Origin of the sequence: Bacillus sp. YBsi01, assembly GCF_038406745.1 — a bacterium.
Classification (GTDB): Bacteria; Bacillota; Bacilli; order Bacillales; family Bacillaceae; genus Bacillus; species Bacillus siamensis.
This window is the reverse complement of sequence record NZ_CP151679.1, coordinates 2,488,939-2,511,026: the sequence shown is the minus strand read 5'-3', so window position 1 is coordinate 2,511,026 and position 22,088 is coordinate 2,488,939. Positions and strand designations below refer to the sequence as shown.

Genomic DNA, 22,088 nt, shown 5'->3' with positions numbered 1-22,088 from the left:
TTAACCTTTTCAGGGCTATGTGATATAATGAGGTTCCATGAGTACGAAATTGGCACTTTAGTGATTAAGGATACAGCTGCACAGCATTTCAGGGCAGTTGCTTGTTATACGTATGATGATAGAAAGGAGCTTTTGTTTCATGAAGAAGGTCATTACTTACGGAACGTTTGATTTACTGCATTGGGGTCATATTAAACTGCTCGAGCGCGCGAAGCAGCTTGGAGATTATCTTGTCGTTGCCATCTCAACAGATGAGTTCAACCTTCAAAAACAAAAAAAGGCCTACCACAGCTATGAACACAGAAAGTTAATTCTTGAAACGATCCGTTATGTCGACGAAGTTATTCCGGAAAACAGCTGGGATCAAAAAGTCCGGGACGTAGCGGAGCACAACATCGACGTGTTCGTAATGGGAGACGATTGGGAAGGCAAGTTCGACTTCCTTAAAGATCAATGCGAAGTCATCTATCTCCCTAGAACCGAAGGCATTTCCACTACTCAGATTAAAAAAGAAATTGCCGGGGTGTAATACCGAAATATAATAAATTGAGTGAAAAACCATCAAAGTACTTCTTATTTATTGATAAGAAGTACTTTTTGATGCTTAAATTGGTTTTATTAATTTATTCTGCGGGAATAGTATTATTTTGCAGTGTTCTACTAAATTCATATGGTGAAAGGGAGAAAAAATTTGTCCAATCAGCCTATTAACTATAATAATGAGCTTCCCGATATGATGTATTATTTTATCTCAGGCGGACTGCCGGATAATTACGGAGGTTTAACCAAATCTCTTTTATTGCGTTCTAAACTATTCGGAGAAGAAAGCCAAAAGAAAACCGCCTTTCTTACTTTTAGATTTGACTTAGAGTTTGCAAGAAAAAAGAACGAGCTGTTTGAAAAGGGGAAAGCTGACTCTGATTATACTCAAGTGATCAACATGTATGATGACTTTTTAAGTAAAAAAACAAAAGGCAAACGGATTTATTCTGAGAAAACCGAGCTGGATCAAATAAAAAGACATGTCAGCAAGGGAAAAGTAAGCAAAGCGATCTCAAAAATATTCGGCAAATCATCAAATGATTATATTCTTTCCTATTATTCAGGCGGTGCTGCGGTGCGCTATGTAGACTATCTGAATGATGAAAAACAAGTAATCAAAAGAGAAGAATACAATAAAGAAGGAAAACCCGTCATTGTCTCTCATTTTGATACAAAGATTAATCAAATCTTCCTTCAGGAGTTCATCAACAGCGAAAATGTCGTTTATCTGGAAAAACACTACATGTGGGACAGCCAAAGTGAAGAAGTCAAATTTACACATTTTACGTGGTATACGGAGGAAGGTCCGTTAACATTTAAGGATGAATCTGAGCTGCGCCGGTATTGGATAGAGGTTCTTCAAAATGAAAACGATCAGCCTAAACTATTTTTGGTAGACAGCAGACCTCAGGACAAACATGTCTTCAGAGTGAAAAAAGCGCCGTCATCATATTATGCCGCGATTATTCACAATAAACATTATGGTGATAATAAATTCCAGATCAAAGGGCGTTATAAAGAAGTTTTCGGTCAGATGAATAATCTGGATGCCGTATTTTTTATTACTGAGGAGCAGATTGCAGATTTCTCTTTGATTACAGGGGAAAAAGAGACGTTCTTTTTTACGCCGCATACGATTAATAAACCGCTTGATGAAAAGGTTCTGAACGTCCCGAGTGAACGAAATAAAGCAGTTATTATCTCAAGGCTTGCTGCGATGAAAAACCTGACGCATGCCGTTAAAGCGTTCAAACTTGTCGTAAATGAAATCCCGGATGCGAAACTGGAAATATACGGGTCCGGAGAAGATACAGAAAAAATCAAAAAGGAAATTGAAGCTCAAAACCTTCAGAATAATGTATTGTTGAAAGGCTACACGAATAACCCTGATTATGAGTTTCAAAAAGCGTGGCTGACCATTTCGACTTCTCACTTTGAAGGCTTCGGTCTCTCCAACATGGAAGCGCTGAGCAACGGGTGCCCTGTCGTAACTTACGATTATGATTACGGTGCCAGAAGCTTGGTAGAAGATGGAGTAAACGGCTATGTAATCGAGCAATATAATATAGAAAAATTAGCCGAGGCCATTGTCTCTTTAATGAGAGATGACAGCACTCATCAACAATTTTCGCGTCAGGCCTTTAAAATGGCTGAGAAATATTCAAAGCCAAATTATATTAAAAATTGGTCATATGCTCTTTCAAAGATGATTGAAGTGAGAAAAGAAAAGGAACGGCTCTCTGAAAAAGTCGGATCTAAAGAACAGCCGATTACATCCTTTGAAAATAATGGCACCGGATTGGCGATCAGCGTTTCAGTGTGCGATCAGAATGATGGCTTTGAAAAGGTGAGCCTGATCGGGATTGATCGGAAAAACAAAGCTGAAATCATCTCCGTATCCGCTGATCATGCGGCTCAGCCGTTTACTATTGATTTTGAGAAGGACATCAAAAAAGAAAAAATCGAAGCGAATCATACTTCAGTTCTTGACTTTTATATTCAATATATAACAGCTGACCATATCAGCATTCTAAGAAGGGTATCCAGCCGTGAAGTCAATTTCGGCGAAAAGGATCGGTTTATGAATAACGGATATACTTTCGAACCTTATACGACTGTGAAAGGGAATTTCTCTATTAAATTAAACAAAAAGGATCACATCGATTAAGTAAATCGGCAAAGTGAAGAGCTTTAATACAGAGGAGCAGAAAATAAGTATGGATGAAACTACTGTGAGTAAATGTATTTTGAAAAGCTTGAAAAATAATGTGGGCGATCTGGCGCTCTCTATTTCACTTGAAAGCGAAGAACCGTTAGCTGAGGAAGTGAAATGTTATTTAAAATTAAAAGAACGGCGTTCCGGAGCAGAGGATGTTGTTATTTTAAAGAAAGAGAGCCCGGCGCAATACAGCGCATCAATTAATATTCACTCGTTTCCTGAAGCTTTAGAAATGGGACAGACTTATGATTTTTATGTAGTACTGGGGGAACCGGCAGCGGAGGAAGAAGAACAGCCGAAGCAGGTGCGTTTATCCGTGGAAGCTGAAGCGATTGAGCGTGCCTACCACCTTGATCATACGACTGAGCTGTTAATTTTGCCTTATACAACCGATAAGGGCAATTTCTCTTTAAAGGTAAAAAGAGAAGCGAAAATTGTGAAGTTTGATGAGATTCAGCTGAAGGCAGAAGAGATTATGATTTCAGGGTATGCCGGATATTTAAATTCGGAGAATCAGCTTTCAGTTAAAAATCTGCAATTTGTCATTAAAAAAGGGGGAGAAGACCCCGTAGAAAAACATTTTCCTATTGAAATGACGAAAAAAACGGAGAATATTAAACAGCTTCGGGAAGATGAATTCACCCCTGAAATTTTTGATTTCCAAATCAAGATTCCATTAAAAGATATTCCTTATTCTTTGGAAAAACGATTTGTCTACCGCATGTTTATGGAATTTCACTGTGAAAACGAGGAAGCCGAACATATTGTTCTCAGCAGCACTCCGCTTGTGCTCGGAGACAGAAAAAATAAACTGAAAGGCCTCATAAGCGTTGTAAATAAAGACAGCGGGCCGGTCAGATATGAAGTATATAAAAAGAAGAAAAAGCAGACTGTCTGTATCCGTGTGAACGACTACAGCCTGAAAACAAGGATGAGATACTTCATAAAAGGGAAGAAAAAACGCTTCATTTCAAAAATGAAAAAACTGAAAAAACGCAGAAATTCCCTTATTACGAAAGGTTATAAAGTTGTTTTCAGAATGGCGAGCAAAATGCCTGTTAAAAACAAAACCATTATTTTTGAAAGCTTTAACGGCAAACAATACAGCTGTAATCCGAGAGCCATTTATGAATACATGCAAATCAATCACCCGGAATATAAAATGTATTGGAGCGTAAATAAACAGTATGCAGCGCCTTTTAAAGAGAAGGGCATTCAATACATTAACAGGCTTTCAATCAAGTGGCTGTTTGCTATGGCGCGGGCTGAATATTGGGTCGTCAACAGCCGCCTGCCTTTATGGATTCCAAAGCCGGAACATACAACCTATCTTCAAACATGGCATGGCACGCCTTTAAAAAGACTTGCAATGGATATGGAAGAAGTCCATATGCCGGGTACTAATACGAAAAAATATAAAAAGAATTTTATTAAAGAGGCATCGAATTGGGATTATTTAATTTCCCCGAATGCCTACTCGTCTGAGATATTTGCCCGCGCCTTCCAATTCGAGAAAACGATGATTGAATCAGGTTATCCGAGAAATGATTTTCTTCATAATGACAATAATGATGAGACAATCACAGCGATCAAAAGAAGGTTAAACCTGCCTGAGGATAAGAAAATTATTCTTTATGCGCCGACATGGAGAGATGACCAGTTTTATGCAAAAGGCCGTTATAAATTTGACCTTGATTTGGACCTGCATAAATTAAGGGAAGAGCTTGGAGATGAATATCTCGTTATTCTGAGAATGCATTACCTTGTGGCAGAAAATTTTGACCTCGGCCCGTTTGAAGGGTTTGCTTATGATTTTTCTGCACATGAAGATATTCGTGAATTGTATATGATTTCAGATCTGTTAATCACCGATTATTCTTCTGTATTTTTCGATTTTGCAAATTTGAAGCGCCCGATGCTGTTTTTTGTTCCCGACATTGAAACATACCGGGATAAACTCAGAGGGTTCTACTTCGATTTTGAGAAAGATGCTCCCGGTCCGTTAGTGAAAACGACAGAGGAAACGATCGAGGCAATCAAACATATTTCATCACCGGATTATCAGCACCCGGTTTCATTCAAACCTTTTTATGACAAATTCTGTTACCTTGAGTCAGGTCATTCTTCTGAGAAAGTCGTAAAGATTGTGTTTGAATCTGAATAATAGAAAAACCCCTTTGTATCAAGGGGTTTTTCTATTATGCTTTACAAACCTTTTAGCAGCATTTGCATGCGGCTTGAAAGTGAAAAAAAATTTGATTTCTGGTACAATTATCAGCGATGCTTTATAAAATCAAATCAACCTAAGGAAGATTAAAATGAATGCTGTAGTGAAAATACTAAAAGAGCAAGTAACATCATTTCCTTTAATCATGAGATTAGCGGCCTACGAAACAAAGTCTAAATATCAAATGAATTATTTAGGCGTTTTATGGCAGTTTTTAAATCCTCTTATTCAAATGCTCGCCTATTGGTTTGTTTTTGGATTGGGGATCAGAAAAGGGGGGCCGATGGCTACAGGTGCCGGAGAAGTGCCTTTTATTCTGTGGATGCTTGCAGGTCTGATACCGTGGTTTTTTATAAGCCCGACAATATTAGACGGATCAAATAGTGTATTTAAAAGAATTAAAATGGTTGCTAAAATGAATTTTCCAATCAGTTCTTTGCCGTCTGTCGCTATCGCTTCTAATTTGTTCAGTTATGCAATTATGATGGTGATCTATATCATTGCATTGCTCGCCAGCGGAATCTATCCGAGCCTTCATTGGCTGCAATATATTTATTATTTTGTTTGTCTGATGGCTTTCTTATTTTCGTTCAGCTTGTTTAATTCGACAATCAGCGTGCTGATCCGAGACTATCAGTTTCTTCTGCAGGCAGTGACAAGACTTTTGTTTTTCCTGCTGCCGATTTTTTGGGACATTCACTCGAAACTGGGGGCAGATCACCCGGAATTGGTGCCGGTCCTGAAGCTGAATCCGCTTTTTTATATTATTGACGGATTCAGGAACAGTTTCTTAGATGGTCAGTGGTTCTTTCAAGATATGAAATATACACTGTATTTCTGGCTGTTCACCTTATTTTTACTAACAGTCGGTTCTGTTTTACACATGAAATTCAGAGATAAGTTTATTGACTTTCTTTAATACGTAAGGAGATTGTACGATGAAACTAAAGGTTTCGTTTCGAAATGTTTCAAAGCAGTATCATCTTTATGAAAAACAGTCGGACAAAATAAAAGGTTTGTTTTTCCCTGCTAAAGATAACGGTTTTTTCGCTGTGCGAAATGTCTCCTTTGATGTATATGAAGGGGAGACAATCGGCTTTGTAGGAATTAACGGATCGGGTAAATCGACGATGTCAAATCTGCTTGCAAAAATAATACCGCCGACAAGCGGTGAAATTGAAATGAACGGCCAGCCGTCGCTGATCGCGATTGCAGCCGGTTTAAATAATGCTTTGACGGGCCGGGATAACATTAGACTCAAATGTTTAATGATGGGGCTGACCAATAAAGAAATCGATGAGATGTATGAAAGCATAGTTGAGTTTGCTGAGATTGGTGATTTTATTAATCAGCCGGTGAAAAACTATTCTAGCGGTATGAAGTCCCGTCTCGGCTTTGCGATTTCCGTGCATATAGATCCGGATATTTTAATCATTGATGAGGCCCTCTCTGTCGGGGATCAGACATTTTATCAGAAATGTGTCGACCGAATCCAGGAATTTAAAGAACGAGGAAAAACCATTTTCTTTGTGAGTCATTCCATCGGTCAGATTGAAAAAATGTGTGATCGTGTGGCTTGGATGCACTATGGTGAATTAAGAATGTTCGACGATACTAAAACCGTAGTCAAAGAGTACAAATCATTTATCGATTGGTTTAATAAACTCTCCAAAAAAGACAAAGAGAAATATAAGAAAGATCAGGTTGCTGAACGTAAAAAAGAATCGCCAGAGCAGCAGGCAATCGTGAAGGAACAAAAGAAAAGAAATAAATCCGGATCAGCAGTCAATGCTATTCAAATTGCAATATTATCAATACTGCTTGTGTTTATGGCCGGAACCATGTTTTTCAGCGCCCCGCTCCGTACGATCGCTTCGTTCGGTAAGATCGGGTATCAAGATGATGCCAATAAGGGGAAAGTCCAGACAGCGGTGAATAAAAAAGGTTTCGTATTAAAGGACCAGACGCAGGCGTATAAGGATACAGAGCTGAAAAAAAAGGCGGATTTCCTTATTCCATTCGGTGCTCAGGTTAAAGTAGTATCTGAAGACAGGCAATCGGCAAAGGTTGAGATCAACAATAAAAAGTACTATATCCCTCAAAACGCAGCAGCCCTTAACGGAAAGAGTGCAAATGTAAAAGTATCCGCTTTTTCTCCGTATGTAAAGCAGGGCGATGCTGTTCAACTTGTGTCACTTCTGGGAGAGCGCGTTAATGATGTACAGCAAGGAACGAAAGGGCTGCAGAAAGAAGTAGTGAATGGCCGGGAGATGCTATATCTTAAAAATGGACAGGTCAGTTATGTAATTAAGAATGGCAAGGCCGAACAGCTTATTTTCAGAGGAATATCAGCTATTACTCCGGCAGATCTATCTCTGAATGATCAAGATGTTGTAAAGGGAAGCAGTGATCGGCAATTTATTGCCGAAAATGATAAATACGCTTTTATCATTAATAACGACAATCAAACTTTAACCTGCATGTTAAAATAAAAAAGCTGTTGGAATACATCCAGCAGCTTTTTCTCTTATAATTCATCTTTTCTTAACAGGTCCTCCATGAAAGGAATGAGATGATCACGCAGTTCATGATCCTGCATCGCAAATTCTAATGTAGTGGTAATGAAGCCTAGTTTTTCACCGACATCATATCTTTTGCCTTCAAAATCGTAGGCGAAAACCCGCTGGATTTCATTCAGCCTTTGAATGGCGTCTGTAAGCTGAATTTCTCCTCCGGCGCCAATTTGCTGTTCTTCAAGGTACATGAAGATTTCAGGAGTGAAGACATAGCGTCCCAGTATTGCCAGGTTGGACGGAGCAGTCCCTTGCGGCGGCTTCTCAACAAAGTTCTTCACCTGATATCTGCGGCCTTCGCTTGTCAGCGGATCAATAATTCCGTATCGATGGGTTTCTTCTTCAGGTACTTGCTGAACCCCTATAATAGAAGAAAGTGTTTTGTCATATTCATCCATTAGCTGGCGAAGTCCTGGTTTTTCAGCTTGAACGATATCATCTCCGAGAAGGACGGCGAATGGCTCGTCACCGATAAAATTACGTGCGCACCAAACGGCATGCCCAAGACCTTTTGGTTCCTTTTGCCGGATATAATGAATGTCAGCAAGATTAGAGGCTTTTCGGACTTTTTCTAAGAGTTCGATCTTCCCTTTTTCTTCTAAGTTTCTTTCTAGCTCTGGTGAGTAATCAAAATGATCTTCAATGGCTCTCTTGCTTTTTCCCGTAACAATAATAATGTCTTCAATACCCGCTTCAACCGCTTCTTCAATTATGTATTGAATCGTTGGTTTGTCTACAATCGGAAGCATCTCTTTCGGCATGGCTTTTGTTGCCGGCAGAAAGCGTGTCCCTAAACCTGCAGCGGGAATTATGGCTTTGCGTACTTTTTTCACTTTAAAGCACCTTCCTTAGCGTCACTTAAATATAAGTTATGATATCTATACAGACTCAGGCTTGCTGATATATTCTGTATACCCGATATTTCATTTTTAACACTTTTAATGATATAAGATAAACCATTATTAAACAAGTTTTATCCGTAAAGCCTTAATGATATATCCTTTTTCATTTAGGGGAAAAATAATACAAGATATTTAACAGGCGGATCATATCGTGTAAAATGGGTTGATAATGATGATCACAAACATGATACAGGAGAAAGAGATATGAAAAAACTTAAAGTCATGACGGTATTCGGTACAAGGCCTGAAGCGATAAAAATGGGGCCCCTTGTGCTCGAATTAAAAAAACACCCTGAAATAGAATCATATGTCACTGTGACTGCCCAGCATAGACAAATGCTTGATCAAGTTCTTCACGCATTTCAAATTAAGCCTGACTTTGATCTGAATATTATGAAAGAACGGCAGACGCTGGCTGAAATCACTTCAAACGCCTTGGTGAAACTGGACGGCCTGTTTAAGGAAATCAAACCTGATATTGTTCTTGTTCATGGTGACACGACAACAACTTTTGCGGGAAGCCTTGCAGCTTTCTATCACCAGATTGCAGTCGGTCACGTTGAGGCCGGATTGCGGACGGGCAACAAATATTCACCTTTTCCGGAAGAACTGAACCGCCAAATGACCGGAGCGCTTGCTGATATCCACTTTGCTCCGACTCAGCAAGCGAAGCAAAATTTATTGAAAGAGAATAAAAAAGAAAGCTCCATTTTTGTTACCGGAAATACAGCGATTGATGCTTTGCATACAACGGTTCGCTCTGAATATTCCCACAGCATTATTGAGAAAATCGGCAATGACAGAATGATTTTACTGACGGCGCATCGCCGGGAAAATTTAGGCCAGCCGATGGAACATATGTTTAAAGCCATCCGCCGGATCGCAGATGAATTCAGCGATGTGCAAGTCGTTTATCCGGTACACCTGAATCCCGCTGTACGTGAAGCTGCTGACAGGCACTTTGGTGATTCGGGGCGTGTCCATTTAATTGAACCTCTTGAAGTGATTGATTTCCACAATTTTGCGTCTAGGTCGTATTTCATTTTAACCGATTCAGGAGGCGTTCAGGAGGAAGCTCCTTCCTTAGGAAAGCCGGTTCTTGTATTACGCGATACTACTGAAAGGCCTGAGGGAGTGGAAGCGGGCACGCTGAAATTAGCAGGTACTGATGAGGAAGCGATTTATCAGCTGACAAAACAACTGTTAACTGATAAACAAGAATATGAAAAAATGTCGCGGGCATCTAATCCCTATGGAGATGGCATGGCGTCAAGAAGGATTGCTGAAGGTTTGCTCTATCAATTCGGATTGCGTACAGAGCGTCCTGATTCTTTTGAGGTGTAACAAAAAAGCAGCTCCGCATAAGTTATGCTGAGCTGCTTTTTTTCATTAATTAGAGGTTGAGACTGCTTCTTAATTCTTTTGTGATGGAGGCAAGTCCGTTTTCATCTGCTTTATAATAGTAAATTCCGTTGATTTTGGTGCCGTCACCCTTCAGCTCGTGCTGAATCACTTTCTGGCGGGCATCTTTATAACCGGATTGAATATCCCACATATCATCAAAGGTTAAATTCGTTTTTACATTATTCTCTACCACTTTAAACATATCCCCGAATTTCGTGACAGAAGAGATATTTGCTCCTTTATTGATAATCCCCTCAATAATCTGCCGCTGTCTGTCTTGGCGGCCGAAGTCTCCTTTAGGATCTTCTTTTCTCATTCGTGAGTAGGCGAGGGCTTCATCGCCGTTTAATGAAATATTGCCTTTGCCGAAGGAATAACCGTCGTAGTTGAAAGCGAATGTGCTGTTGACAGTGATGCCTCCTAAAGTGTCAACGACATCTTTAAAGCTTTCCATATTTACTTTAATGAAGTAATCGACAGGAAGGTTCAAAAAATTCTCCACCGTATCTACTGCCATTTGTGTACCGCCGAATGCGTACGAATGATTGATTTTATCCATTGTGCCTTTACCGATTATTTTTGTATAGGTGTCACGCGGAATACTGACCATTTCCGTTGTTTTTGTCTTTGGGTTGACTGTAAGGTAAATGAGCGAGTCGGCCCTTCCTTTATCATTTTTACGTTCGTCTACTCCCATGATTAAAACAGAGAAAGGTTCGTGTTTATTTATTTTTACCTCAGTACTGCGTTTATTTGATTTGTTAATGTCTTCGTGAATGCTTGCGACGGTTGATGCCGCTTTGTGCCATAGGTAGTATGTAAAGCCGCCGGAAACTAAAATGAAAATGCCGATGATTGTCAGAAAGACCAGCAACAAAGTCTTTTTCTTTTTTCTTCGTTTACTTCTCATCTCAATACACCCCATCTGTTTGAATTGAAAATCAGCCCGCCAGAAAATACAAGTTTTTATAATAGAATACAATAAATCCTAATATAGTCGAATATTATCGAAAAAAGTTTCAATGTTTCTTAATTTTTCTTTAAAATAGATAATATATTGACGATAATCCATAATGAGGTGAAAAAAATGAAAAAAATTTTTGGTTGTTTGTTCTTTATACTGCTTCTCGCCGGGTGCGGAGTTACCAATGAAAAATCCCAAGGTGAGGATTCAGGAGAAAAGCTGGTAACGAAAGAGGGCACTTATGTAGGACTGGCGGATACTCATACAATAGAAGTCACTGTCGATCATGAACCGGTAAGTTTTGACATCACTGAAGAATCGGCCGATGATGTTAAGAATTTGGATAATGGCGACAAAGTGACAGTGAAATATCAAAAAAACAGCAAAGGGCAGCTTATGCTGAAGGATATTGAACCAGCAAATTAGGAATAGGGGGGCGCTGTAATCTTGAAAACTTGCAAACATTTAATAGGACTGACTCTAGCTGCTTTTTTATTGCTTATACCTGCGGTTTCCTTTGCGGCAGATTCCGATATATCAGTTAAGCTGACAAATTACATAGGAAATCAATCAAGTATTTCTATATCTCCAACCGGTTTTTATCAGGTTACTGGTGATCATGTGGCTGTAACCAACCGTCTTTCAGGAGCATCTCGATATGAGACGGCGGCTCTTGCATCTGACTCCCAATGGACGAATCCTAAAACAGTTATTCTCGTTAATCGTGATGTTTTTATCGATGCATTACCAGTAATTCCTCTGGCAAAAAAATTGGATGCGCCAGTGTTATTTACACAGCCGGACACATTGACAAAAACAACAGAAAAACAGATTGCTAAGTTCAATCCCGATAATATTCTGGTCATCGGCGGTGCTAAAAGCATTTCGAAAGACGTAGAAAATAAGCTTAAGTCTTATGGAGCTGTGAAAAGAATCAGCGGGAAAAACCGTTATGTGTTATCTGAAAACATTGCAAAACAAATGGGCAATTACGACAAAGCAATTGTTGTAACGGGGAATGTTTTTCAAGACGCTTTAGCCATAGCTCCGTATGCCGCTGCACACGGCTATCCCATATTGCTGACTGAAAAGGATAGATTGCCGGATTATGATCTTCCGAAGCAAGTCATAATTATCGGAAGTTCATTCAGCGTAAGTGATGCAGTAGAAAATCAAATAAAAAAAACTTCAACTGTGCAGCGAATACCCGGATCAACACGGTATGAATTGACTGCTAATATTATTAACCAGCTAAAGTTGAAGGCTGATAAAGTCGTCATGACTAATGGAACTAAATATGCTGACGTTCTGGTAGGTGCTTCGTTAGCCGCCAAAAAAGACAGCCAAATCTTATATATCAAACAAGATGATGTTCCTTCAGCAGCTAAATCAGTGGCAAAAGAGAAGGCGTCGTATGCATACGACTTTATCGGAAGTACAAGCTCAATTTCCGCCGGGGTTGAAAATGAGCTTTCAAACCATTTTTATTTAGCCGGCGGAAGCACATATAACCTGCAAATCAGTAATGGAAAGTTAAATCTTAATCATATTAAAACATACGGGAATTCTTTGAGAATAAAACCGGAAACATACAATGAATCCAACCGGATCAGTTTGAATGGAAAAGAATACTTGGGGACGATTAATTTTTCAATAGAGTCAGGCAAATATATCAGACCTGTAAATGAGAATATTCCTTTTGAAGATTATTTGAAAGGTGTCGTACCGAATGAAATGCCTGCCAGCTGGTCTCTTGAAGCGCTGAAGGCGCAGACGGTTGCGGCAAGAACATACTCAATTACAAAGACTGGAAGCACTGTTGCTGATACTACTGTTTTTCAAGTATATGGCGGGTACAGCTGGAATGCCAATACAACTAAAGCGGTGCAGCAGACAAAAAATAAAGTGCTGACTTACAACGGGAATTTAATTACGGCAGCTTATTCATCAAGTAACGGCGGTTATACAGAATCAAGCGGCGAAGTATGGGGTTCAAGCGTTCCTTATTTAACTGCCAAAAAAGACACAAAGGATCCTCAAACAGCTTGGAGCCTGACCCTCTCTAAGCAGCAAATCAGCACAGATTCAATTGATGTAAATAAGCCGTCATCTTGGTTTGCTTCAAAGAATGAGACGAATGCAGCCCAACTGAGCGGTATTAAAAATTGGCTTTTGAAAAATAAGGAAACGGGCGCTTCCGCCATTAAAATTTTAAAAATAAACGATTTAACATTCAGCGGAACAACCAAAGGACAGCGGGCCAAAACCGCAACTTTGAAAGTGAATTACGCTGTCAAAAATAACAATGGCAATTACGAAACAAATAAAACGGCTGCCATGACTGTGCCGGTGACTGAATTGAGAACGATGATCGGCGCTTCCGTATTTAAAAGCACTTATGTGAGTGTCAGCCAAAACGGCTCTGCTTTTACAATCACCGGAAAGGGATATGGACACGGTATCGGTATGAGCCAATACGGCGCTAAGGCAAGAGCGGAATCAGGAGATTCATATAGTTCGATTTTAAAATTTTATTACCCGGGCACAACATTGACTGCCTATTAAATAAAAGAGAGCAGGGGGAAGGCAATTGCGTTCTTATCTTAAAGTCCTGGTCATTTCTATGCTGGGACTCATCTTATTTATCCCATCAGCTTTAGCTGATAACGCGGTTAAAAGAGCAGGGGGAAGCAACAGATACGGTACCGCAGCTGTGCTTTCCAAGCAGGTGTATTCAACAGCGAGCACAGCTGTTGTCGTCGGAGGAGGATCGTATGCAGATGCTATTTCCGCCGCACCGATGGCATATCAAAAGAATGCTCCGCTGCTTTATACAAATAAAGATAATTTGTCATCAGAGACGAAAACCCGTCTAAAAGAACTGAAAACAAAAACGGTCATTATTGTCGGCGGAACGCCTGCTGTATCAGCAAATACAGCAAACCAAATCAAAGCGCTCGGCATCAGCGTTAAAAGAATTTCAGGAAGCAATCGATATGATACGGCAGCTAAAGTAGCGAAGGAAATGTCGTCCGCTTCAAAAGCTGTTATTGCAAACGGATTTTTATATGCTGATGCAATAGCTGCAATTCCGTATGCTGCGATGAACGGATATCCAATTTTGTTTACGAATCAAACAGATATCAACAGCGCGACAGCAGGAGCTATAAAAAGCAAGGGAATTAAAAGCTCTATTGTAGCAGGGGGCACCGGGAGCATAAATGCTTCGGTCTTTAAGAAACTTCCGTCTCCAAAAAGAATCAGCGGAAGCAACAGATACGAACTTGCGGCCAATTTAGTTCAGCAGTTAAATCTTCCGACAGGCAATGTATTCGTCAGCAATGGTTTTGGATATGCAGATTCTATAGCTGGTGCTGCGCTTGCTGCAAAGAAAAAACAATCTATCATTCTGACTAACGGAAGCAATCTTTCAAAAGAAACAAGAGTAATTATAGGAAGAAAAAAACTAAGCAGTTTTACCATTATCGGCAACACCCCGGCTGTCAGCGCAAATGTAGCCAATCAGCTGAAAAATCCGGCATCGGGAAAAACGATTGTAATTGATCCCGGTCATGGTGATCAGGATTCCGGTTCTATAGGTAACGGCATTTTAGAGAAAGACGTCAATCTTGATATCGCTAAAAGGCTGAATACAAAATTAAATGCTTCTGGTGCTCTGCCGGTCATGACGAGATCTAATGATACATTTTATTCCCTGCAGGAAAGGGTAAATAAAGGCGCAACCGCAGGAGCTGATTTATTTATCAGCGTTCACGGCAATGCAAATGATGCAACTTCTGCAAACGGAACTGAGACCTACTATGATGAGACATATCAAGCCGCTGCAAGCAAACGCCTGGCAGGACAAATTCAGCCTAGGGTTGTTAATGCATTAAAAACAAGAGACAGAGGGGTTAAAACAGCTCCGTTCTATGTCATTAAGTATTCCAAAATGCCTAGTGTACTGATAGAGACGGCTTTTATTACGAATCCGTCTGATGCAAGTAAATTAAAGCAAGCATCTTATAAGGAAAAGGCAGCTGCAGCCATCAATGATGGAATCGTGTCTTATTATAAGTAAAACTTTTATATATTTGTGTACGAGCCTGCTGGTCAAAATTGATCGGCAGGCTTTTTCGTTGTTTTCCCCTCATAATGATCCTTTGCAATTATAGTAACCGCCGTTTATGGATATGAATAGATTTACAATAAAAAAACAATAATCGAAACATTCTAATAAACATTAACGTTTCCTTTACTTCCAATTAACATCCATCTGCTAAACTCACGGCATAGGTCATCAAACATCCCAACAAATCGTGAGGTGTGTGTCAGTGGGAGCAGAGAAAAGCATGAATGTAAATAATAACTATGCAGTGCGGCAGGGGACTTCCGCTGCCGTAACGGAAAAAACGGCCCGTTATTTGGCTTTTAAGCGATTCATGGATATTGTGTTTGCGCTTGCGGGGCTTTTGGCGGCGCTTCCGATAATAGGCCTGTTCTCCATACTGATTCGTTTGGAGTCGCCCGGCCCGGCTTTTTATAAGCAGGAGCGGGTAGGCAAAAACGGGAAGCCGTTTTATTTGTATAAGCTCCGCTCTATGAAAATAGATGCTGAAAAATCGGGTGCGGTCTGGGCGCTGAAAAAGGATCCCCGCGTGACAAAGGTCGGCGTTTTTATCAGAAGGACCCGTATTGATGAGCTGCCGCAGCTGGTAAATGTGCTTCGGGGAGAAATGAGCCTGATCGGCCCGCGCCCCGAACGGCCCGTGTTTACGGAACAGTTTCAGGCAGAAATCCCGGGATTTACGGAGCGGCTGGCTGTTAAGCCGGGATTAAGCGGCTGGGCGCAGGTCAATGGGGGATATGACATGACACCGAGGGAAAAGCTGATGTTTGACTTATACTATATCCGCAACCTGACCTTTTCATTGGAACTGAAGATTATGCTCAAAACGTGCAAAGTAATCTGGACCGGTGACGGGGCACGATAAAAATTCTGGTCAGCAGACAAAAAGTAGGGAAAACGATGCCTAGTATTACAAATCAAATTTTGAGCGGCGCCAAATGGACAAGTATTTCGACAGCGTGTATTACGGTCATTCAAATCGTTCAATTCGCCCTGCTCGGGCGGGTCATGTCACTGGCTGAATTCGGCCTTGTCGGCATGATCACAACGGTAGCGGTGTTTGCCCAAATTGCGCTTGATATGGGGTTTGGCGCCGCGCTCATTCAAAAAGATCATGTCACTGAAAAACAGATGTCTTCCTTGTACTGGCTGAATATCATAACGGGGCTTGCACTGTTTGCGCTGCTGTTTTTCAGCAGCCCGCTCATTGCTGATTTTTATCAGCGGGAGGAGCTTGACTATTTAGTCCGCGTGCTGGCCGTCATGTTTTTAATCGCACCGATCGGTCAGCAATATCAGTATATGCTGCAAAAAGCGCTGGCATTTAACACGTTAAGCAAAATTGAAATCTTTTCAAATGTGCTGTCCTTCGTTTACTTGGCGGCTGCGGTTTTTTATACGGACCCGATTCTCGCGTATGTGATTTCCCAGGTGCTGCTGCAATCGTCGAAAGGGATTCTGTACTGGATGGCCTGCAGAAAAACATGGCGTCCGTCGTTCGTTTTTGATCTGAAGGGAATGAGAGGCTTCTTTTCTTTCGGAGCCTTTCAGCTGTCTTCCCGGCTTGTGAACCGGCTCGGGGCGAATATTGATATGATTCTGATCGGCAGTTTTATCGGCGCCGAGGCCCTTGGCATTTACAATCTGGCCTATCAGATCGTCACGCTTCCGGTATTAAAAATTAATCCAATCATTACAAGAGTCGCGTTTCCCGTCTTTGCGAAAAACAAGCATGAAAACAGCGCCATCAGAGAAGGCTTTCTCAATATGACCAAAATGCTCGCGCTGATATCCTTTCCGCTTTTGCTCGGTTTGGTTTCAGTGTCGGATGCATTCGTGGCTTCGGTATTCGGAGAAAAATGGCTTGCGGCTGTCCCGGTCTTAAATGTTCTCGCCATTGTCGGGATTTTAAGGGTCCTGATGAACCCGAACGGATCTGTGCTGCTGGCAAAAGGGCGGGCCGATCTGGCGTTTTATTGGGACGCCGGGGTGATGCTGCTGTATGGTGCATCATTGTACGCTGCCGTGCTGTCCGGAAATCTCTTGACGGTAGCCTGGACGTACGCATTCATCAGCATCTTGAATTTCCTGATCGGCCGCTGGCTGTTGGCATATGTCATTAAGCTGCGGCTGTCGGCTTACTTCAAAGCCGTGGCCAAACCGTTTCTGCTTACGGCGGCGATGGGTGTCATCGCCTTTACAGCCAGCCTCGGAACGGAGCGGATCAGCCTTGATGTAAAGCTGCGTCTGGCGATCTCAGTAGCCTGCGGCGCATTGTGTTATTTATTTCTTTTAATCAAAGCTTATCCGCAGATGAAAAGTAAATTAAGAAAAGGACGTTTGCTATGAAGGTATTGTGGATGACAAGTGTCTATCCGAGCAGTGAAAAGCCGGGGGAAGGCGTTTTTCATGAAACACAGGCGCAAGAACTGAGCAAGCTTGGCGCGGAGATGACCGTCATCTGTCCGCGGCCGAAACTCGCCGCGCCATTCCGGCTGCTGAAAAAGACATATCGGCAAAAGGATATAAGGCCTGCGCATGAATGGCGGAAAGGCGTGTCCGTACACCGGCCGTTTTATCAGGCGGTTCCCGGGCAGCTGAAATGGGCGCAGCCGCATAAAAGAATGGCGGCATCGGTTCTTTCTGCGATCAAAAAGAACGGCCTGAAGCCTGATCTGATTCACGCGCATTTCGCCATGCCGTCAGGCGGAGCGGCCGCCATTGTGTCAAAGGCTCTGGGAATTCCGTATGTCCTGACCTTGCATGGCAGCGATGTCAATGTCTATCCGCATTACAGCAAAAGCGCTCATCGCGCATTTACATTTGCGGTGCGGGAGGCTGCCGATATTTATGCCGTCAGCGGCAGTCTGCGGGAACAAATGAAGAAGATCAGCGCAGCGGATTGCAGCGTGCTTCCGATCGGCATCACGTTTGACGCCTTCCAAAAAAGAAACGAGACGAAAGAAGCCATCAGAAAACGGCTCGGCCTTCCTCCGGATAAAAAGCTGATCGCGTTCATCGGCAGGCTTGTCAAAGAGAAAGGTGTTTTCGACTTATCAAAAGCCGTTCAGTCATTGGATGAAAGATTTGAAGCCGTCTTTGTCGGTGACGGACCCGCCGCAGCCTCATTGCGGGAAGCCGCTCACATCGTCACGGGGCAAGTGCCGAATGACAAGATACAGGACTATCTGCTGGCGTCGGATATCATGGCCCTGCCGTCCTACAGCGAAGGCATGCCGACTGTGGTCATTGAGGCGCTTGCTCTGAAGGTGCCGGTGCTCTGCACTGATGTCGGAGGAGTGGCTTCTTTATTCGGTAAACACCGGGGGCTGCTGATCAGACCGGGTTCACCCGAAACGCTGGCGGAATCCATCCTGCAATATGAAAAAGGAGAGGCATGGACAACGCAAACAGCCGAAGAACTTTATCAAACCGTCCGCACGTATTTTGACGCAAGCCAAAACGCAAAAGCGCTGAAAGAGAAATACCGGACCGTCATGAATCGGGCCGGGCAAGAGGAGAACCTTTCGAAAGAGGGATGAAGCTGTGAAAAAAATCGCTGTATTAGGAACAGGGTATGTAGGTCTCGTATCTGGAACTTGTTTTGCGGAAATCGGCCATCATGTGACTTGCTGTGACATCAATGAAGCGAAAATCAGAAGCCTGCAAAACGGAGTCATCCCGATATATGAACCGGGGCTTGAGGAATTAGCTGAAAAAAATGTCAGTGCCGGGCGGTTATCCTTTACGTCAGAGATTGGGCCGGCTGTGAAAGCCGCTGATATCATCTATATTGCCGTCGGTACACCGATGTCAAAGACGGGTGAAGCCGATTTGACCTATATCAAGGCCGCGGCGCAAACAATCGGGGAACAGCTGAACGGATACAAAATCATTGTCAGCAAAAGCACCGTTCCGGTCGGGACGGGAAAGCTCGTTTACCAAATCGTCAGCGAAGCGTCGAAGGGGAAATATCCGTTTGATGTCGCGTCAAATCCTGAATTTCTCCGCGAAGGCTCGGCGGTGCGGGATACGATGCAGATGGAGCGGGCGGTCATCGGCGCCACAAGCGAACATGCCGCTTCGGTTATTGAAGAGCTTCACAAGCCGTTCCGTACGAAGATCGTTAAGACCAATCTTGAAAGCGCGGAAATGATTAAGTATGCAGCAAATGCTTTTTTAGCCGCCAAAATATCTTTTATTAACGACATCGCAAATATTTGCGAACGTGTCGGCGCGGACATTTCTCACGTGTCAGAAGGCGTCGGCCTTGACAGCCGGATCGGGAATAAATTTCTCCAGGCGGGCATCGGGTTCGGCGGATCCTGCTTTCCGAAAGATACAACGGCTTTATTGCATATCGCAAACAGCGCCGGATATCCGTTTCAAATGATGGAAGCCGTCATTGAAACCAATCAGAAGCAGCGGGTTCTCATAACGGAAAAATTAAACCGCGCCATCGGTTCTGTAAAAGGGAAAACCGTGGCCGTACTGGGGCTGGCCTTTAAACCGCACACAAATGACGTCCGCTCCGCCCCGGCTCTCGATATCATTCCGCATCTTAAAGAGCAGGGCGCTCACGTAAAAGCGTATGATCCGATCGCGATTCCCGAAGCGTCTGCGGCATTAGGAAACGGCGGCATTGACTATTACACAGAGCTGTACAGCGCCATCAAAAATGCGGATGCATGCCTGATTACAACCGATTGGCCGGAAGTCAGGGAGATGGATCTTCAGAGGGCGAAGCAGCTGCTCAAACAGCCGGTCATCATTGACGGCAGAAATATGTTCCCGCTGGAATATATGCGGGTTTCAGGATTCACTTATCATTCCGTCGGACGTCCGGCGGTTCATGCCGATCGGCAAATAAAAGAACTGGCAAGATAGAAAAAGATTTGTCTTCAGGCTCTCGGCAGTCCGGCTCGGCTGCCGGTTTTGGAAAGGGGTTTGCCATGTGATTATCAAACGTTCAGCGGCACATGTTCTTGTGCTGCTTGCCGCTGTCATTACTGGAGGATTTATCATGGTGGAGGCGGTCAGGGCGGATGCCGGCTTCGGAAAAATCACCGTGATGCTGCTTGCCGCCATGATCGGGATTGCCGGTCTTGCTTTGCTATCGGCCTTTGCCACAAACGGTCAGATGTTTATGGGGCTCATTTATGTTCTGATCGCGTGTACATTTTTAAATCAGGCCTTCTTTGCGATCCATCTCGGGTTTTTCAGCTTATTTATATACCGGCTGTTATTAATCGGAGCGGGCGCTCTTCACATCGCCGGCATCCTGACAAACCGTCATCATATTGACAGATGGAATCGAGTGAATGTAAAAGGCATCCTGATGTTTTTCGCCTTATGGTTTACATACGGTCTCATATCGTTATTGTGGGCAAAATCCGTGACGTACGGGATCAAATATTTAGCTTTAATGGCGATGGGCATGTTTCTGATTTATCTCATCGTCATGTTTATTCAGCGCTTTGATCAGCTGATGGTTTTTTACGGCATCTGGCTTGTGATGACCATTTTTGTGATGGCGATCGGCTTTTACAACCATTTTACTCACCACCAACTGCCGAGCTCAACGCTTTATAACGGGCCGCAGTACAAACAGCATTATCCGACGTCCGTTTTCTTTAATCAAAATGATTTTGCGACATTTTTGTGCATCAGTTTCTTTCTGTACGCGGCGGCGGTGAAAAATGTGAAAAACGGCTATGTAAAAGCCGTCAGCCTGCTCTTTGCGATCAGCGCTTTGTATTTAATCATGTTGACCGGTTCGCGCGCGAGCCTGCTGGGCATATGCGCGGGGGCGGCTGTATACGTCTTTATCCTGCTGCCGTCCCTGCTGAAAAAACTCGCGCTGTACGCAGCGGGAGCGGGTGCTGCGCTGTTTGCGGTTTTATTTGCGGCCCGTATCACAAATGCCGTCTTGAATCTGTTTTCAGCTCCGCAGGCGATGCCGGGACAGCACCCGCTTCCATCGAACCTCGCGCGGGCGAATCTTTTAAAGAACGCCTTTTACTACGTGATTGATTCCTGGGGGTTCGGAGTGGGTGCCGGAAACGTCTCGTACTATTTAAAAGCCGAGCCCGTTTATGATACGGGCGGCGTAGTTGAGGTGCACAACTGGCTCGTCGAGATTATGGCGAACTTCGGCGTGCTTGCGATGCTCGGCTATTTGACAGTCTATTTGTACCTTTTTTGGACACTTTATAAATGCCATGAAAGAAAATCGGAAAATCAGTCAAGACTGATCACAGAAGGACTCATCACAGCAATGGCCGGTTTTTTGGTAAGCAGCATCAGCCCAAGCTCCGTATCAAATTTATTTTTCCACTGGGTATTTCTCTCACTCGTGATTGCGGCGGTCAATATTCTGAGACGTTTACAAAAGGAGCCTGCCGTTACGGCGTACTATGAAAAACAGGGAGATGCGAGATGAAGGATATGTTGACAAGAATAATTCGGCGTATCAAAAAGAATATCATTTGGATCATTGCGCTGCCCGTAGTGCTGGGGGCGGCGGGTTATCTATTGCCGTCAAAAATCACCGGAAGCAGCAGTTTCACATCGGAAGCCGCGATTGCCGCCGGAAACTATGATCATCCGCTTTATAACAACACAAAAGAAATTCCGCTCCTTTTGACGAGCGATGCTTTTTTAAAACAGGCTCTGCCTGACAAAACAGACGAAGAAAGGACGGCCGTGAAAAGTAAACTGACTGTCGAAACACAATCAGATTCATTGATCACGGTCAGCTACAGCGATCAAAACAAGCAGGAGACCGAATCGGTGTTTCAGTCCGTCATGAAGACATTTCTGAAGAATGATCAGGAGCTGTTTGAGAAACGGGCAAAAGTGGTCCGGCAAAGCATTGATGCACTTGAAGGAGAAACCGTCAGCGCGGATGCCAAAGTGGATAAGGAAAGATTTTTATACGAATTGAAAAATACACAGCTGAACCTGAAATCAGCCGGCGTCATCAATTCAGAGCCGGTGAGTGAAACGGCGGGACAAGGCATGCCGCCGAAAAAGAAAGCGGTTCTGGGTGTTTTGATCGGCATTGCAGTTGCATTTATGTTCATTGTCATTCCTGAGTTTTTTAGAGAGTCCTTTTAAAAATCTGCG

17 protein-coding genes are annotated in these 22,088 nt (G+C 42.9%); 15 read left to right on the top strand and 2 right to left on the bottom strand.

All coding sequences use genetic code 11. From position 1 onward, the window contains the following. Positions 1–139 precede the first annotated feature (139 nt). From tagD to tagH, 5 genes are all read left to right on the top strand, one after another. Entirely contained in the window at positions 140–529 is a 390-nt protein-coding gene (gene tagD / locus AADZ70_RS12550) for a glycerol-3-phosphate cytidylyltransferase (protein ID WP_016937747.1), read from the top strand. A 162-nt stretch (positions 530–691) separates the two neighbouring features. Then, entirely contained in the window at positions 692–2,710 is a 2,019-nt protein-coding gene (locus tag AADZ70_RS12545) for an alpha-glucosyltransferase N-terminal domain-containing protein (RefSeq protein WP_045926560.1), read from the top strand. 49 nt (positions 2,711–2,759) lie between these two features. Beyond that, positions 2,760–4,925, top strand: a complete 2,166-nt coding sequence (locus AADZ70_RS12540) for a CDP-glycerol glycerophosphotransferase family protein (RefSeq protein WP_342007124.1) — start codon at positions 2,760–2,762, stop codon at positions 4,923–4,925. Between the two features lie 154 nt (positions 4,926–5,079). Next, positions 5,080–5,907: a teichoic acids export ABC transporter permease subunit TagG gene (gene tagG, locus AADZ70_RS12535; protein ID WP_013353806.1), complete on the top strand. Its 828-nt coding sequence runs from the start codon at positions 5,080–5,082 to the stop codon at positions 5,905–5,907. Positions 5,908–5,926: 19 nt separating this feature from the next. Further along, positions 5,927–7,480: a teichoic acids export ABC transporter ATP-binding subunit TagH gene (tagH, locus tag AADZ70_RS12530; protein WP_045926562.1), complete on the top strand. Its 1,554-nt coding sequence runs from the start codon at positions 5,927–5,929 to the stop codon at positions 7,478–7,480. Positions 7,481–7,515: 35 nt separating this feature from the next. On the opposite strand, the gene galU is transcribed toward tagH, so the two are convergent. Then, positions 7,516–8,394, bottom strand: a complete 879-nt coding sequence (gene galU, locus AADZ70_RS12525; protein WP_045926563.1) for a UTP--glucose-1-phosphate uridylyltransferase GalU — start codon at positions 8,392–8,394, stop codon at positions 7,516–7,518. A gap of 273 nt (positions 8,395–8,667) precedes the next feature. Between galU and wecB the strand changes: the two genes are divergently transcribed. Further along, on the top strand, positions 8,668–9,807 hold the full coding sequence (wecB, locus tag AADZ70_RS12520) for a UDP-N-acetylglucosamine 2-epimerase (non-hydrolyzing) (RefSeq protein WP_342007123.1): 1,140 nt from the start codon (positions 8,668–8,670) through the stop codon (positions 9,805–9,807). 49 nt (positions 9,808–9,856) lie between these two features. Here wecB and AADZ70_RS12515 read toward each other — a convergent pair whose 3' ends face one another. Then, the gene (locus AADZ70_RS12515; protein WP_045926565.1) at positions 9,857–10,777 is read right to left on the bottom strand and encodes a LytR family transcriptional regulator; all 921 of its coding nucleotides are present in this window, start codon (positions 10,775–10,777) and stop codon (positions 9,857–9,859) included. 177 nt (positions 10,778–10,954) lie between these two features. On the opposite strand from AADZ70_RS12515, the gene AADZ70_RS12510 reads away from it, so the two are divergent. The 9 genes from AADZ70_RS12510 (at position 10,955) to AADZ70_RS12470 (ending at position 22,079) form a co-directional block, all read left to right on the top strand. Further along, on the top strand, positions 10,955–11,257 hold the full coding sequence (locus AADZ70_RS12510) for a hypothetical protein (protein WP_326351129.1): 303 nt from the start codon (positions 10,955–10,957) through the stop codon (positions 11,255–11,257). A 21-nt stretch (positions 11,258–11,278) separates the two neighbouring features. Beyond that, positions 11,279–13,396 (top strand): SpoIID/LytB domain-containing protein, encoded by a 2,118-nt coding sequence (locus tag AADZ70_RS12505; RefSeq protein ID WP_342007122.1) that lies wholly within the window; start codon positions 11,279–11,281, stop codon positions 13,394–13,396. Between the two features lie 25 nt (positions 13,397–13,421). Beyond that, a complete protein-coding gene (locus AADZ70_RS12500) occupies positions 13,422–14,912 on the top strand; it encodes an N-acetylmuramoyl-L-alanine amidase (protein ID WP_342007121.1) in 1,491 nt (496 codons plus the stop codon). 253 nt (positions 14,913–15,165) lie between these two features. Beyond that, the gene (locus AADZ70_RS12495) at positions 15,166–15,825 is read left to right on the top strand and encodes an exopolysaccharide biosynthesis polyprenyl glycosylphosphotransferase (protein ID WP_016937758.1); all 660 of its coding nucleotides are present in this window, start codon (positions 15,166–15,168) and stop codon (positions 15,823–15,825) included. 35 nt (positions 15,826–15,860) lie between these two features. After that, positions 15,861–17,309 (top strand): MOP flippase family protein, encoded by a 1,449-nt coding sequence (locus AADZ70_RS12490; protein WP_047475795.1) that lies wholly within the window; start codon positions 15,861–15,863, stop codon positions 17,307–17,309. Next, the gene (locus AADZ70_RS12485; protein ID WP_342007120.1) at positions 17,306–18,502 is read left to right on the top strand and encodes a glycosyltransferase family 4 protein; all 1,197 of its coding nucleotides are present in this window, start codon (positions 17,306–17,308) and stop codon (positions 18,500–18,502) included. The genes AADZ70_RS12490 and AADZ70_RS12485 overlap by 4 nt, the downstream gene beginning before the upstream one ends. A 4-nt stretch (positions 18,503–18,506) precedes the next feature. Continuing rightward, positions 18,507–19,847 (top strand): UDP-glucose/GDP-mannose dehydrogenase family protein, encoded by a 1,341-nt coding sequence (locus AADZ70_RS12480; RefSeq protein WP_188154385.1) that lies wholly within the window; start codon positions 18,507–18,509, stop codon positions 19,845–19,847. Positions 19,848–19,914: 67 nt separating this feature from the next. After that, complete coding sequence (locus AADZ70_RS12475; RefSeq protein ID WP_016937762.1) at positions 19,915–21,402, top strand: O-antigen ligase family protein; 1,488 nt, start codon at positions 19,915–19,917, stop codon at positions 21,400–21,402. Then, complete coding sequence (locus AADZ70_RS12470) at positions 21,399–22,079, top strand: hypothetical protein (protein WP_342007119.1); 681 nt, start codon at positions 21,399–21,401, stop codon at positions 22,077–22,079. The genes AADZ70_RS12475 and AADZ70_RS12470 overlap by 4 nt, the downstream gene beginning before the upstream one ends. The last annotated feature ends 9 nt before the right edge of the window (positions 22,080–22,088 follow it).